The organism is Lelliottia sp. 489, assembly GCF_050435885.1.
In the GTDB taxonomy this organism is placed as follows: Bacteria; Pseudomonadota; Gammaproteobacteria; order Enterobacterales; family Enterobacteriaceae; genus Enterobacter; species Enterobacter nimipressuralis.
In genome coordinates, this window is sequence record NZ_JBNDLC010000003.1 from 286,132 (window position 1) to 300,842 (window position 14,711).

A 14,711-nucleotide genomic window follows, 5' to 3' on the forward strand; every position below is an offset into this window, starting at 1 on the left:
ATTTCCCTATTCTGACGGGACTTTCTCTATCAGGAATCGCTCATGAATGTATTAATTGTCTTTGCCCATCCCGAACCCCGCTCGCTTAACGGACAGCTGAAAGATGAGGCTGTCAGACATCTGCAGCAGACCGGTCATCAGGTGCACGTTTCTGATCTCTATGGCATGAAGTGGAAGACCGTCCTGGATACCGATGATTCACTCGCCCCGTTGCGTGGTGAACGTTTTGACCCTTCCGTAGACTCCCGCTTTGCCTACGACAACGCCCTACAAGCAGCGGATATCGCCGCTGAGCAGGAAAAATTACGCTGGGCCGATGCCGTGATTTTCCAGTTTCCGCTGTGGTGGTTCTCAATGCCTGCCATCATGAAAGGCTGGTTTGACCGGGTGTACGCCAACGGTTTTGCCTACGGCGTGGGCGAGCACAGCGACCACCACTGGGGCGATCGTTACGGCGAGGGGAATCTGTCCGGTAAACGCGCGATGCTGCTGGTCACCACCGGCGGCTGGGAATCGCACTATGCTCCGCGCGGCATAAACGGTGCCATCGACGATATTCTCTTTCCAATCCAGCACGGGATGCTTTTCTACCCAGGCTTTACGGTGCTTCCACCAATGCTGATTTACCGCACCGGTAAAACCGACGACGCGAAGTATGCCAATTACCGCCAGCAGCTGACTGACAGACTGGACAGTTTGTGGCACACAGAGCCGCTGAATTATCGTCGTCAGAACGCCGGAGATTATGAGATTCCTGCGTTAACCCTGCGTCCGGACCTTGCGAAAGGAAAAACGGGACTGGGAATACATTTGCAGGACAGTGATTGATGCTGGTGTGAGTGTTTTGAACTGGGTGGAATAGAGCTGGAGCGGGCGAAGGGAATCGAACCCTCGTATAGAGCTTGGGAAGCTCTCGTTCTACCATTGAACTACGCCCGCTTTGAGGTGCGTAAGGCATTATAGACCTTACGCATGTTCACACAAGCCTCCCGACTGCTAACCGGTGAATAATTAACCGCTTAGCATTTCGGTTTGCTGCCCTGCGCCGGAAGGTAGCGCTGGGGATCAATCGCCGTTGCGCGATAGCGAATCTGGAAATGCAGCGCAACGGAACTGGCTCCCGTGCTGCCCATGGTCGCGATTTTCTGTCCGGCTTTTACGTTTTGTCCGTTATTCACCAGCAGCGTATCGTTGTGCGCGTAAGCGGTAATATAGTCCTCACCGTGCTTGATCATGATCAGGTTGCCGTAACCGCGCAGCTGATCGCCCACGTAAACCACCTTCCCTGCACCCGACGCATAGACTGGCGTTCCGCGCGCATTCGCAATATCAATGCCTTTGTTGCCACCTTCGGCGGTGGAGTACGGCATAATCACTTTCCCACTGGCAGGCCACACCCAGCAGCGTTGCCCGACCGGCGGCCAGGACGATTGCGGCACCGCGTAAGACGGCGTCACTTTGGCGGTTTTACCTTTCGAGGAAGAAGATTTTTTCGCCGTCGAGCTACCGCTATTGAGCCTGAGCTTTTGCCCTATCTCGATGGTATAAGGTGCAGAAATATTGTTCAGGCGAGCCAGGTCTTTCACGCTCGTTCCGGTTGAGCGCGAGATTTTATAGAGTGTGTCGCCGCGCTTAACGGTGTAGACCGCGCCGGAGTAGCTTCCCGAATCCGCTGATTTACTGCCCGAACAGCCTGCCAGCATGAGCGTCAGCATCAGGCAAAAAAGGGCAATCAGGGGATTTCTTGTCAGGCTTCCTGCAAACAAAGCGGCTCCTCGGTCAGCGTAAATGGCGTCCTATGATAGCAGCCTGAATTCTGTTGCCAATCTTTGCTGTAAAGACTCTTTCAGCATTCAGCATTCAAGCCGCCAGCCAAAGAGTGAGATATAATGTTGCCATCCCGTCGTTCGGGTACTGGAGTCGGAATGAGCACACAAGAACACGTCATTTTGGTTAACGCCCAGGGAGAGGTCATCGGCACTCAGGAAAAGTATGCCGCCCACACATCGCATACCCCTCTGCATCTGGCTTTCTCTTCGTGGTTGTTTAACACCCAGGGGGAGTGCCTTGTCACACGTCGCGCCCTGAGCAAAAAAGCCTGGCCCGGCGTCTGGACCAACTCCGTCTGCGGCCACCCGCAAACCGGCGAACGTACCGAACACGCGCTTATTCGCCGCTGTCGGTATGAAATTGGCGCCGAAATCACAGATCTGAGGCCCATCGCGCTGGATTTTCGTTACTGCGAAACAGACCCCTCAGGGATCGTCGAAAACGAAATTTGCCCGGTATATGCTGCAAAGCTGGTCAGCCCGCTGAATCTCAATCCCGATGAAGTGATGGCGGTTCAGTGGGTTGATCTGGAGTCGTTGTTCAGCGCTGTCGGCGCGACGCCGTGGGCCTTTAGCCCATGGATGGTGTCGCAGGTCGCCATCGCCCATAAAGCACTCAGGCAGTTCGCCGCCGAGCTAAGGTCATAAAAAAAGCCCCGACGCGATGAACGCCGGGGCTTTTTGCATCTCAGTGACTTATTTTACCGGGCGCATCGCCGGGAACAGAATCACGTCGCGGATGGTGTGGCTGTTGGTGAACAGCATGACCATACGGTCGATACCGATACCCAGACCTGCCGTTGGCGGCAAACCGTGTTCCAGCGCGGTCACGTAGTCTTCGTCGAAGAACATCGCTTCGTCGTCGCCTGCGGCTTTCGCATCAACCTGATCCTGGAAGCGCTGCGCCTGGTCCTGCGCATCGTTCAGCTCGCTAAAGCCGTTACCGATTTCGCGGCCACCGATGAAGAACTCAAAGCGATCGGTGATTTCCGGGTTTTCGTCGTTACGACGTGCCAGCGGAGAGACTTCTGCCGGATACTCAGTGATGAAGGTTGGCTGAATCAGGTGCGCTTCGGCCACTTCTTCGAAGATCTCGGTCACGATACGGCCCAGACCCCAGCTCTTCTCAACCTTAATACCGATGCTGTCAGCGATAGCTTTAGCGGAATCGAAGTTATCCAGATCGGCCATGTTGGTCTCTGGACGGTACTTCTTGATGGCTTCGCGCATGGTCAGTTTGACGAACGGCTTACCAAAGTCGAACACTTCGTCGCCGTAAGGCACTTCAGTGGTGCCGAGAATATCCTGCGCCAGGGTACGGAACAGTGACTCGGTCAGTTCGATCAGATCTTTGTAATCTGCGTAAGCCATGTAGAGTTCCATCATGGTGAACTCTGGGTTATGGCGAACGGAGATACCTTCGTTACGGAAGTTACGGTTGATTTCGAACACACGTTCGAAGCCGCCAACCACCAGACGCTTCAGGTACAGTTCCGGCGCGATACGCAGGTACATGTCCAAATCCAGCGCGTTGTGATGGGTGATGAACGGACGCGCAGACGCGCCGCCTGGGATCACCTGCATCATTGGCGTTTCAACTTCCATAAAATCACGGCCAACCATGAACTGACGGATACCCGCCATAATCTGGGAACGGATTTTGAAGGTTTTGCGGGATTCATCGTTAGAGATGAGATCCAGGTAACGCTGACGGTAACGCGCTTCCTGATCCTGCAGACCGTGGAATTTATCCGGCAGCGGACGCAATGCTTTGGTCAGCAAACGCAGTTCGGTACAGTGGATAGACAGCTCGCCCGTCTTGGTCTTGAACAACTTGCCTTTCGCGCCCAGGATATCGCCCAGGTCCCACTTCTTGAACTGCTCGTTGTAGATGCCTTCTGGCAGATCGTCACGGGAAACGTACAGCTGAATACGGCCGCCGACGTCCTGTAAAGTCACGAAAGACGCCTTACCCATCACACGACGAGTCATCATGCGGCCTGCAACGGACACTTCTACGTTCAGCGCTTCCAGCTCTTCGTTTTCTTTCGCGTCGAAGTCAGCGTGCAGCTGGTCTGAGGTATGATCGCGACGAAAATCGTTCGGGAATGGGATACCCTGCTCACGCAGTGCAGCCAGCTTCTCGCGACGGGTTTTCAGTTCGTTATTAAGATCGACTACCGCGTCAGTGCCCTGTGCTTGTTGTTCAGACATGTTGGTTCCTCATAACCCTGCTTTCAAACTTGCTTCGATAAATTGGTCCAGGCTGCCGTCCAGCACCGCCTGCGTGTTGCGGGTTTCAACCCCGGTACGCAGATCTTTGATACGGGAGTCATCGAGGACGTAAGAACGAATCTGGCTGCCCCAGCCGATGTCAGATTTGTTATCTTCCATCACCTGTTTCTCAGCATTCTTCTTCTGCATTTCCAGCTCATAAAGCTTCGCTTTCATCTGCTTCATGGCCTGGTCTTTGTTCTTATGCTGCGAACGGTCGTTCTGGCACTGTGTCACCAGCCCGGTTGGAATGTGGGTGATACGCACCGCAGATTCCGTACGGTTAACGTGCTGACCACCCGCACCGGATGCGCGGTAAACGTCGATACGCAGATCGGCCGGATTGATTTCGATGTCGATATCATCTTCCACTTCCGGATAGACAAACGCGGAGCTGAAAGAGGTATGACGACGGCCGCCGGAATCGAACGGGCTTTTACGCACCAGGCGGTGAACGCCCGTTTCGGTACGCAGCCAGCCGTAAGCGTAATCACCGATGATTTTGATGGTCACAGATTTAATACCCGCGACTTCACCTTCAGACTCTTCAATGATTTCGGTTTTGAAACCGCGCGCTTCTGCCCAACGCAGATACATACGCATCAGCATGCTCGCCCAGTCCTGGGCTTCTGTCCCGCCAGAACCGGCCTGGATATCGAGATAGCAGTCGGCGTTGTCGTACTCGCCAGAGAACATGCGGCGGAATTCGAGCTGCGCCAGTTTATCTTCCAGCACGTCGAGTTCGGCGATGGTTTCGTTAAAGGTCTCTTCGTCGTCGGCTTCGACGGCTAATTCCAGCAGGCCGGACACATCTTCCAGCCCCTGAGACATTTGATCCAGGGTTTCAACGATGGCTTCGAGGGAGGAACGCTCTTTACCCAGCGCCTGTGCGCGTTCAGGTTCGTTCCAGACGTCGGGCTGTTCCAGCTCGGCGTTTACTTCTTCAAGACGCTCTTTCTTGGCATCGTAGTCAAAGATACCCCCGAAGAACGCTGGAGCGCTCCGTGAGGTCTTGAATGCGGTTTTTTACCGGATTAATTTCAAACATGGTCTTTTTTCTTTATTGGACTAGTCAAAATGCGGTGATAAGAGCGGGATTGTACCGAATCCACGCCCTTTTTTATAGAGAATAGTGACGCTAAATTGGCCAGATATGATCGATGATAATCTGCAAACTGCGATTGCCGCGAAACTCGTTAATATCCAGTTTGTAGGCCAGTTCGACCTCGCGCACGCCGCTGTCGGGCCAGACGGTGGTATCGACGTTAAAGGCGATGCCATCCAGCAGCGGACCGCCGTTCACCGGCTCGACCATCACTTTCAGATGGCGCTCGCCCACCAGACGCTGTTGCAGCAGGCGAAAACGCCCGTCAAACAGCGGCTCCGGGAACATCTGCCCCCACGGCCCGGCGTCGCGCAGCATCTGCGCCACGTCCATGGTCATCTCCGCCGCAGACAGCGCGCCGTCAGAGACCACTTCACCCTGCAGCAGTGACGGATCCAGCCAGTCGGTCACCAGCGCGCTGAACAGACGCTGAAATTCGTCGAATTTCGCCTCTTCCAGCGATAAACCGGCCGCCATCGCGTGGCCGCCAAACTTGATCATCAAATTGGGATGGAGCGTGTCGAGGCGCTCCAGCGCATCGCGCATGTGCAGCCCCTGAATGGAACGCCCAGAGCCTTTCAGCGTGCCGTCTCCCGCAGGTGCAAACGCGATCACCGGACGGTGAAAACGCTCTTTAATGCGCGAGGCCAAAATCCCGACCACGCCCTGATGCCACTCCGGGTGGTACATCGCCAGGCCGCCGGGTAGCGTGTCTGTGCTGCGCTCAAGTTTTTCGCACAGGGTAAGCGCTTCGGCCTGCATCCCCTGTTCGATCTCTTTGCGCGTCTGGTTCAGCGCGTCCAGCTCATTGGCCAGCACGCGGGCTTCGCCGATGTTGTCACAGAGCAGAAGTGCCACGCCAACGGACATATCATCGAGCCGCCCTGCCGCATTAAGACGCGGGCCGAGCGCAAAACCGAGATCGCTTGCCGCCAGCTTGAGGGGATCGCGATTGGAGATTTCTAGCAGCGCTTTAATCCCCGGACGGCATTTCCCCGCCCGGATACGCCCCAGCCCTTGCCAGGTCAAAATACGGTTATTGGTATCCAGCGGCACCACGTCCGCCACCGTGCCGAGCGCCACCAAATCGAGGTATTCGGCCAGATTCGGGATCGCAATTCCGCGCGCCTCAAACCAGCCCTTATCACGCAGCAGCGCGCGCAGGGCCAGCATAAGGTAAAAAGCCACACCTACGCCTGCCAGCGATTTCGATGGGAAATCACAGTCGCGCAGATTGGGGTTAATGATGGCTTCTGCTGCCGGCAGCGTTTCACCCGGCAGGTGGTGATCGGTGACGATAACCGGGATCCCGAGATCGTGTGCCCGATCGACGCCGGCATGGGATGAGATCCCGTTATCGACGGTCAGGATCATCTGCGCGCCGCGTGCGTGCGCCTGATCGACCACTTCCGGGCTGAGACCATAACCGTCTTCAAAACGGTTTGGCACCAGATAGGTGACGTTATCGCAGCCCAGCGCGCGCAGGCTGAGGACGCTCAGGGCGGTACTGGTCGCGCCGTCGGCATCAAAATCGCCGACCACGACGATACGGGTCCCTTCACGCAGCGCGTCATAGAGCAATTCAGTCGCTTTTTCGACGCCGCTGAGCTGCTGCCACGGCAGCATGCCTTTGACGCTGCGCTCCAGTTCACTGGCCGCGCGAACGCCGCGACCGGCGTACAGACGGCGCAGAAGCGGCGACAGGTCGGCAGGTAAATCAACGCTTTCATCCACCTCGCGGCGGCGCAATTTTGTCTTAGTTTTCACGCGGATTATTTACCGCCAAACTGTTTTTGGTGGGCGTCGAGGAACTCTTTCATCTCTTTTGGTCCCTGATAGCCCGGCACAACGTACCCGTTGCTCAGCACAATGGCTGGCGTGCCGGTGACGCCAAACTGCACGCCCAGCGCATAATGGTTGGCGATATCGATATCGCAGGAGGCTGGTTTCACACCTTTGCCGTTCATGGCGTCATCAAAGGCTTTGTTACGATCTTTCGCACACCAGATGGCTTTCATATCCTGCTCTGGCTGGCTCTGCACGCCCGCGCGCGGGAAGGCCAGATAACGCACGGTGATCCCCAGCGCGTTGTAGTCTTTCATCTCTTCATGCAGCTTGTGACAGTAGCCACAGGTGATATCAGTGAACACGGTGATCACGTGTTTTTCCTGCGCCGCTTTGTAGAAGATCATCTCTTTTTCCAGCGCGTTCAGGTTTTTCATCAGCAGCTGGTTGGTCACGTTCACCGGCTGCGCGCCGCTCACGTCATACATTGGGCCTTGAATGAAGTGCTTGCCGTCTTCGGTCACATACAGCACACCGCTGTTGGTCAGCACGGTTTTCATTCCGGCAACGGGCGCAGGCTGGATATCACTGCTGGTCACGCCGAGTTTTGCCAGCGACTGTTTGATCGCTGCGTCATCAGCATGGGCAAAACCGGTAAAAGAGGCTGCCAGCAGGGAGAACAGCACTAAAGATTTTTTCATTTTCAATCCTATCACTATGGTTCGGCACTCACGCTCGTGGGTGGTGCTGTTGGTGTAGCTGCCGCAGGCGTTCTGTCGCTACATGGGTGTAGATTTGCGTCGTAGAAAGATCGCTGTGCCCCAGCAGCATCTGCACCACGCGCAAATCGGCGCCATGGTTGAGCAAATGCGTCGCAAAGGCATGACGCAGAACGTGCGGCGAAAGTTTTTCACTGTCGATGCCTGCCAGTGTGGCGTAATGTTTAATGCGATGCCAGAAGGTTTGTCGCGTCATCTGCTGCGCGCGCTGGCTGGGGAACAGAACATCAATCGACACACCGTTCAGAAGCCACGGGCGTCCGTGCTCCAGGTAATTTTCCACCCAGTAGACCGCCTCTTCGCCGAGCGGCACCAGCCGTTCCTTATTCCCCTTACCGATTACCCGCACCACGCCCTGACGCAGGCTTATATCGCTCATGGTTAAACCGACAAGTTCCGAGACGCGCAGCCCGGTGGCATACAACACCTCAAGCATGGCTTTATCGCGTAACTCCAGCGGCAGGTCAACCGCCGGGGATTGTAAAAGCCGATCGACCTGGGCCTCGCTGAGATCTTTCGGGAGACGCTGCGGAAGCTTGGGCGACGCCAGCAGCGCGCTGGGATCGTCGGCACGCAGCTTCTCGCGATACATATGCTGGAACAGGCGGCGCATCGCACTCAGCAAGCGGGCAGAGCTGGTGGCTTTATAGCCGCCCTCCATGCGTTCGGCCAATAAGGCCTGGAGATCGTCATGCTGCGCCTGTTCAAGAGACAGGTCACGGTGCGCCAGCCACTCCACCAGCAGGGTTAAATCGCGGCGATAAGCGCTGAGGGTATTCTCCGCCAGATTTTTTTCCAGCCACAGCGCATCGAGAAATCGTTCGATGAGGGCGAGATCCTTTTCCACGTCTGCTCCTGTGATTCTGCTATCGGCCATTATGACGTAATGGTACAGGTTTCTGGTACACTACGCGCAAAGTCAAAGCAAGTATTGAGAAGTTTACGCGATGAATATTGGTCTGTTTTATGGTTCCAGCACCTGCTACACCGAAATGGCCGCGGAGAAAATTCGCGACATCATTGGCCCGGAACTGGTGACTCTGCACAATCTTAAAGACGACGCGCCCTCAGAGATGGAGCAGTACGACGTTCTGATTCTTGGCATTCCGACCTGGGATTTTGGTGAATTACAGGAAGACTGGGAAGCCATCTGGGATCAGCTCGACTCGCTCAATCTTGAAGGCAAAATCATTGCGCTGTACGGCATGGGCGATCAGCTGGGTTATGGCGAATGGTTCCTGGATGCGCTCGGGATGCTGCACGATAAACTCGCGCCGAAGGGCGTCACGTTTATCGGCTACTGGCCGACAGAAGGCTACGAGTTCACAAGCGTCAAACCGATCATCGCTGATGGCGAACTCTTTGTCGGACTGGCGCTGGATGAAACCAACCAGTACGATCTCAGTGAAGATCGCCTGCAAAACTGGTGCGAGCAAATTCTGGGCGAAATGGCAGAGAAGTTTAGCTGATTTCTTAGCGTCCTGGCGTCGGCTGCTGCATCACCATCCGGCGCAAATCTCGCCACTCGCTGGCATCCATACTGTCTGCTGACAGCCAAAGATGCTGGCAACGCGCCCCTTCCTCTTTACGCAGGCGGAACATCATCCCGGAATTCAGCATCCAGGGTGTGCCGACGATCTCCCACTCTTTGCCCTGCCAGCGCAACCGCGAGTCCATCAGCAGTTTGATCTCACCCTGACGGGCGTTGATACGCCGCTGACTGCGCACACTGTCGAACACCACCAGCGAAAGAAGCAGCATCCAGAGCGGTGTATAGCTAAGCGGCCACGGCATCAGCAAAATAAAAGCCGCCACAATGCCGTGGAGTAAAAGAGACATCCACTGTGAGCGCCACGAGACGCGCAGATCAGATTGCCACAGGACCACGTTCCCGATTCCGTGTTTGAATTAATTGCACCATCCGCTGCAACTCGGTGTCGGCGGGTTTGCCATGATTCATCAGCCAGTTGAATAAATCAGGATCGTCACTCTCCAGCAGGCGGATAAACAGACGTTTATCATCATCGCTTAAGCTGTCGTACTCATATTCGAAGAAGGGCATGACGGAAATATCAAGTTCACGCATGCCGCGACGGCACGCCCAGTGGATACGGGCCTTGTTGTTAATGTCCATGTCGATTTCCTGCTTAACGTTTCTTCTACCTCTAAGAGGGACGATTTCTAGTGTAACGTGTTTTTTGCTGTTTCATTACTGGAATATGAACAACTGGAAGCACGCTTCCAGAATAAACCCTGCAATCTAAGCGGATTACTCTGTTTTGCGTAGCGCTACGCAAGAACAGCGATAAGGCACAATTGGGCTGCTGAAAGCGCTTGCAATGACTACAGTCTCTTTTACCATTAGGCATTATCGAAGCGTTATGCAATTCAGGACATCACTATGGCTTTTACTCCATTTTCTCCTCGCCAGCCTGTCGCCTCTGCGCGTCTGCCGCTGACGCTGATTTCTCTTGATGACTGGGCGCTGGCGACCCTCACCGGCGCGGATGCCGAAAAGTATCTGCAAGGCCAAGTGACCGCCGACGTGGGCCAGATGACTGAGCACCAGCATCTGCTGGCAGCGCATTGCGATCCCAAAGGTAAGATGTGGAGCAATCTGCGCCTGTTCCGTCGTCAGGACGGTTTCGCCCTGATCGAACGCCGCAGCCTGCGCGATGCCCAGCTCACTGAGCTGAAGAAATATGCGGTGTTTTCCAAGGTCACTATCGCCGCAGATGACGAACACGTTCTGCTGGGCGTTGCCGGTTTCCAGGCACGCGCGGCGCTGAAAAATCTGTTCAATGAACTGCCGGATGCGGAAAAACAGCTGGTGAGCGAAGGCGCTACCTCGATTCTGTGGTTTGAACATCCTGCCGAACGCTTCCTGTTGGTCACCGATGTGGCCACCACCGAGCGCGTCACGGAAGCGCTGCGCGGTGAAGCGCAGCTCAACAACAGCCAGCAGTGGCTGGCCCTGAACATCGAAGCCGGGTTGGCGGTTATTGATGCCGTTAATAGCGCGCAGTTTATCCCGCAGGCAACTAACCTGCAGGCGCTGGGCGGCATCAGCTTTAAGAAAGGCTGCTACACCGGTCAGGAGATGGTGGCGCGTGCGAAATTCCGCGGGGCCAACAAACGCGCCCTCTGGTATCTGGCAGGCCACGCCAGCCGCGTACCGGAAGCCGGAGAAGATCTGGAGCTGAAAATGGGCGACAACTGGCGTCGTACGGGCACTGTGTTGGCCGCTGTACAGCTGGATGATGGTCGTCTGCTGGTGCAGGTGGTGATGAATAACGACATGGAGCCGGACAGCGTGTTCCGCGTGCGTGACGATGCCAACACCCTGAGCATTGAGCCGCTGCCGTATTCGTTAGAAGAGTGAGTGTTTAGTTTTTTGGCCCGGCAAGCGTAACGCCGCCGGGCACAAATCAAATCTGTCCAACGTACAGATAAATCGCCAGGAAGTGACACACGCTGCCGCCTAACACAAAGCCGTGCCAGATAGCGTGGTTGTAAGGAATGCGTTTGCAGACGTAGAAAATCACGCCCAGGGAATAGACCACACCGCCCACCGCCAGCAGCGTTACGCCGCCCGCCGCTAATTTCACCGCCAGTTGATAGACCACAATCAGCGACAGCCAGCCCATCGTCAGATAGGTCACCAGTGAAAGCACTTTAAAACGGTGCGCAATGGTGAGCTTAAACAAGATCCCCAGCAGCGCCAGGCTCCAGATGACAATCATCAGGCCGCGCGACAGAGGCGAGTTTAACCCTACCAGTAAGAACGGGGTGTACGTCCCGGCAATCAACAGATAGATCGCGCAGTGGTCGAATTTCTTCAGCCATCGTTTTGCCCGCTGATGCGGAATGGCGTGATACAGGGTCGAGGCGAGGAAAAGCAGGATCATACTCCCGCCGTACAAGCTGTAGCTGGTGATCGCCATCGCGTTCGCGTTGGTGTCGAAGGCCTGAACCAACAACAACACCAGGCCCACAATGCCAAACACCAGGCCGATGCCATGGCTGATACTGTTGGCTATTTCCTCAGCCAGTGAATATCCCTGCGCAGTTAATGGTTTTCTAACCATAGAGGACTCCGGGAAAACATAAGATCATGATGTATCGCTTAACTATGCTAACTGAGAATGATTTCAGTGAACACCTGTTAGCTAAAATAAATCCAAATCCCAGATTAGTCCTTAAAAATCATTAAATTAAAAACAATTTTCACCTAACAGATGTGAGTTTTAATCAAAGGCATTTAAAATCAATCACATAAAACTGACTTTGATTCGGATAGATCTCTGCAATCACCTGTTTAAGCGCCTCAAGTGACATATTCTCCTGCTGCGCATGTTTTTCCGTTAGCGTATCCAGCGTGACGGTCGATGTTCCCACCACTTCGATGGTGCAAAAATAGGCGTCGTCTTCAAAGCGTCCGACGCGCAAAATATCGCCCGTTTTAAAATGTGATTCAGACTCGTCACGAATGGTGATGGTTTTACGTCCGGCCAGAATGTCATCCTGGAAGCGCTGAAAAAAAGTGATGTCGTTAGGCTGCATGTTATTATTCCCTGAAGATGAAGTCTGATGAGTGAGTTTAGCCACTGTGAGCATGTTCTCCCATTCCGCCATTGCCAGTCTCAACAATCTGGAGATGATGGTCTACAACTATGTCATCAAAAACCGCGACAAGGTGACCTACATGACCATCCGCGAGCTGGCGGATGCGGCTAGCGTGTCCACCACCACCGTGCTGCGTTTTTGTCGCAAGCTCAACTGTGACGGCTATTCCGAATTCCGCGTGCGGTTTAAATTATATTTAGAACAAAACGAACCGCAGCAGGCGAATTTCGGCACCAGTGAAATTATCAGCTTTTTTAAAAGCGTTAACAACGAAGAATTTGATGCGTTATTAGAGCAGGCGGTCGATATTATATTATCGTCAGAGCGTATTATTTTTGTCGGCGCGGGCACGTCCGGATCGCTTGCAAAATATGGCGCGAGATTCTTCTCAAACATCGGTAAATTCAGTAACCATATCGACGATCCTTATTTTCCGGTAACGAACGATATGGCGAAAAATGCGCTGGCGATTGTCTTGTCCGTCTCAGGCGAAACGGAAGAGATCCTGCGCTTCGCCAGCCAGTTCAGCCTGCATCACTGTAAAGTGCTCTCTATCACCAGCCACGAGCACTCGCGCCTGGCAAAACTGGCGGACTTTAATCTCTCCTGGCATGTGCCGCAAACCCGTATTGCAGGCGTCTACGATATTACGACTCAAATTCCGGTGATTTATATTCTTGAATCAATTGGCCGTAAACTGGCGAAGAAACTGGCGGAATAAAACGCCCTGTTTTTTTGATGTAACATATTACATTCCAGGCTAATTGTTATATCGTGACATTTAATTCTGCTTTGCTAGACTCGAAATCAATAGATCCTAAGACGAGCATAGCAAACATGAAAAAACTCACCTTACCAAAAGATTTTTTATGGGGCGGCGCGGTAGCGGCGCACCAGGTTGAAGGCGGCTGGAATAAAGGCGGCAAAGGGCCAAGCATTTGCGACGTGCTGACCGGCGGCGCCCACGGCGTTCCGCGTGAAATCACTCAGGAAGTAGTACCGGGCAAATATTATCCGAACCACGAAGCCATCGACTTCCACGGTCATTACAAAGAAGACATCAAGCTGTTTGCCGAAATGGGCTTCAAATGTTTCCGTACCTCTATCGCCTGGACGCGAATCTTCCCGAAAGGCGACGAAACTCAGCCGAATGAAGAAGGGCTGAAGTTCTACGACGACATGTTCGATGAGCTGCTGAAGTACAACATCGAACCGGTCATCACCCTCTCCCACTTCGAAATGCCGCTGCATCTGGTGCAGGAATACGGCGGGTGGACCAACCGCAAAGTGGTGGATTTCTTTGTACGCTTTGCCGAAGTGGTCTTCGAGCGCTACAAGAGCAAGGTCAAATACTGGATGACCTTTAACGAAATCAACAACCAGCGTAACTGGCGCGCACCGCTGTTCGGCTACTGCTGCTCCGGCGTGGTCTATACCGAGCATGAAAACCCGGAAGAGACCATGTATCAGGTGCTGCACCATCAGTTCGTTGCCAGCGCGCTGGCCGTGAAGGCCGCGCGTCGCATCAATCCAGAAATGAAAGTCGGCTGCATGCTGGCGATGGTGGCGCTCTATCCGTTCTCCTGCAAACCAGAAGACGTGATGTTCGCTCAGGAATCCATGCGTGAACGCTATGTCTTCACCGACGTACAGCTGCGCGGCTACTACCCAAGCTACGTGCTGAACGAGTGGGAACGCCGTGGCTTTACCATCAACATGGAAGCGGGTGACGAGCAGATCCTGCGTGAAGGCACCTGCGATTACTTAGGTTTCAGCTACTACATGACGAACGCCGTCAAAGCCGAAGGCGGAACCGGTGACGCGATTTCCGGCTTCGAAGGCAGCGTGCCGAACCCGCACGTGAAAGCCTCCGACTGGGGCTGGCAGATTGACCCGGTCGGCCTGCGCTATGCCCTTTGCGAGCTGTATGAGCGCTATCAGAAACCGCTGTTTATCGTTGAGAACGGCTTTGGCGCGTACGATAAGGTCGAAGAAGACGGCAGTATCAACGATGACTACCGTATCGACTATCTGCGCGCACACGTGGAAGAGATGATTAAAGCCGTGACCTATGATGGCGTGGACCTGATGGGATACACCCCGTGGGGCTGCATCGACTGCGTCTCCTTCACCACCGGCCAGTACAGCAAGCGCTACGGCTTTATCTATGTGAATAAGCACGATGACGGCACGGGCGATATGTCCCGCTCCCGTAAGAAGAGCTTTGCGTGGTACAAAGAGGTGATTGCCAGCAACGGCGAGAACATCTAACTACCCGGTCGGCGCTTAGCTTGCGCCGACCAGCACTCTCCA

16 protein-coding genes and 1 tRNA gene are annotated in these 14,711 nt (G+C 54.4%); 6 read left to right on the top strand and 11 right to left on the bottom strand.

Annotated elements, in window-relative coordinates; genetic code table 11:
• Positions 1–42: 42 nt before the first annotated feature.
• Positions 43–828, top strand: coding sequence for an NAD(P)H-dependent oxidoreductase (locus tag ABIE11_RS12605; protein ID WP_231276057.1), 786 nt, complete (start codon positions 43–45; stop codon positions 826–828).
• Positions 829–865: 37 nt separating this feature from the next.
• Here ABIE11_RS12605 and ABIE11_RS12610 read toward each other — a convergent pair.
• Together ABIE11_RS12610 and actS are read right to left on the bottom strand one after the other, a co-directional pair.
• Positions 866–939: transfer RNA gene (locus tag ABIE11_RS12610), tRNA-Gly, on the bottom strand.
• A gap of 80 nt (positions 940–1,019) precedes the next feature.
• Complete coding sequence (gene actS, locus ABIE11_RS12615) at positions 1,020–1,766, bottom strand: amidase activator ActS (RefSeq protein ID WP_255409576.1); 747 nt, start codon at positions 1,764–1,766, stop codon at positions 1,020–1,022.
• 159 nt (positions 1,767–1,925) lie between these two features.
• Between actS and idi the strand changes: the two genes are divergently transcribed.
• The gene (idi, locus tag ABIE11_RS12620) at positions 1,926–2,477 is read left to right on the top strand and encodes an isopentenyl-diphosphate Delta-isomerase (protein ID WP_429184608.1); all 552 of its coding nucleotides are present in this window, start codon (positions 1,926–1,928) and stop codon (positions 2,475–2,477) included.
• Between the two features lie 48 nt (positions 2,478–2,525).
• Here the strand turns inward: idi and lysS are convergent, their stop codons facing one another.
• The 5 genes from lysS to xerD form a co-directional block, all read right to left on the bottom strand.
• Positions 2,526–4,043: a lysine--tRNA ligase gene (gene lysS, locus ABIE11_RS12625; RefSeq protein ID WP_100779042.1), complete on the bottom strand. Its 1,518-nt coding sequence runs from the start codon at positions 4,041–4,043 to the stop codon at positions 2,526–2,528.
• Between the two features lie 9 nt (positions 4,044–4,052).
• A protein-coding gene (gene prfB, locus ABIE11_RS12630; protein WP_100779041.1) for a peptide chain release factor 2 occupies positions 4,053–5,151 on the bottom strand; the annotation gives its coding sequence in 2 pieces (ribosomal slippage) (positions 4,053–5,075 and positions 5,077–5,151; 1,098 coding nt in all).
• A gap of 90 nt (positions 5,152–5,241) precedes the next feature.
• Positions 5,242–6,975, bottom strand: a complete 1,734-nt coding sequence (recJ, locus tag ABIE11_RS12635) for a single-stranded-DNA-specific exonuclease RecJ (RefSeq protein ID WP_429184609.1) — start codon at positions 6,973–6,975, stop codon at positions 5,242–5,244.
• Positions 6,976–6,980: 5 nt separating this feature from the next.
• Positions 6,981–7,694 carry a bifunctional protein-disulfide isomerase/oxidoreductase DsbC gene (gene dsbC / locus ABIE11_RS12640; protein ID WP_429184610.1) on the bottom strand — a complete coding sequence of 238 codons (714 nt, stop codon included), beginning with the start codon at positions 7,692–7,694 and terminating at the stop codon, positions 6,981–6,983.
• Between the two features lie 28 nt (positions 7,695–7,722).
• Positions 7,723–8,619: a site-specific tyrosine recombinase XerD gene (xerD, locus tag ABIE11_RS12645; protein ID WP_429184611.1), complete on the bottom strand. Its 897-nt coding sequence runs from the start codon at positions 8,617–8,619 to the stop codon at positions 7,723–7,725.
• Positions 8,620–8,719: 100 nt separating this feature from the next.
• Between xerD and fldB the strand changes: the two genes are divergently transcribed.
• Positions 8,720–9,241, top strand: coding sequence for a flavodoxin FldB (fldB, locus tag ABIE11_RS12650; protein WP_429184612.1), 522 nt, complete (start codon positions 8,720–8,722; stop codon positions 9,239–9,241).
• 4 nt (positions 9,242–9,245) lie between these two features.
• Here the strand turns inward: fldB and ABIE11_RS12655 are convergent, their stop codons facing one another.
• Both ABIE11_RS12655 and sdhE read right to left on the bottom strand, forming a co-directional pair.
• A complete protein-coding gene (locus ABIE11_RS12655) occupies positions 9,246–9,659 on the bottom strand; it encodes a protein YgfX (protein ID WP_100779036.1) in 414 nt (137 codons plus the stop codon).
• Entirely contained in the window at positions 9,640–9,906 is a 267-nt protein-coding gene (gene sdhE / locus ABIE11_RS12660) for an FAD assembly factor SdhE (protein ID WP_095283258.1), read from the bottom strand. Before sdhE ends, ABIE11_RS12655 begins: the two co-directional genes overlap by 20 nt.
• Positions 9,907–10,173: 267 nt before the next feature.
• Here sdhE and ygfZ point away from each other — a divergent pair, with 267 nt between their 5' ends.
• A complete protein-coding gene (gene ygfZ, locus ABIE11_RS12665; RefSeq protein ID WP_429184613.1) occupies positions 10,174–11,154 on the top strand; it encodes a tRNA-modifying protein YgfZ in 981 nt (326 codons plus the stop codon).
• A gap of 46 nt (positions 11,155–11,200) precedes the next feature.
• Here ygfZ and trhA read toward each other — a convergent pair whose 3' ends face one another.
• The gene (trhA, locus tag ABIE11_RS12670; RefSeq protein WP_429184614.1) at positions 11,201–11,860 is read right to left on the bottom strand and encodes a PAQR family membrane homeostasis protein TrhA; all 660 of its coding nucleotides are present in this window, start codon (positions 11,858–11,860) and stop codon (positions 11,201–11,203) included.
• 163 nt (positions 11,861–12,023) lie between these two features.
• A complete protein-coding gene (yqfB, locus tag ABIE11_RS12675; protein ID WP_100779033.1) occupies positions 12,024–12,335 on the bottom strand; it encodes a N(4)-acetylcytidine aminohydrolase in 312 nt (103 codons plus the stop codon).
• Positions 12,336–12,387: 52 nt separating this feature from the next.
• Between yqfB and ABIE11_RS12680 the strand changes: the two genes are divergently transcribed.
• On the top strand, positions 12,388–13,119 hold the full coding sequence (locus ABIE11_RS12680) for a MurR/RpiR family transcriptional regulator (RefSeq protein ID WP_429184714.1): 732 nt from the start codon (positions 12,388–12,390) through the stop codon (positions 13,117–13,119).
• 116 nt (positions 13,120–13,235) lie between these two features.
• Complete coding sequence (bglA, locus tag ABIE11_RS12685) at positions 13,236–14,669, top strand: 6-phospho-beta-glucosidase BglA (protein ID WP_181826813.1); 1,434 nt, start codon at positions 13,236–13,238, stop codon at positions 14,667–14,669.
• The last annotated feature ends 42 nt before the right edge of the window (positions 14,670–14,711 follow it).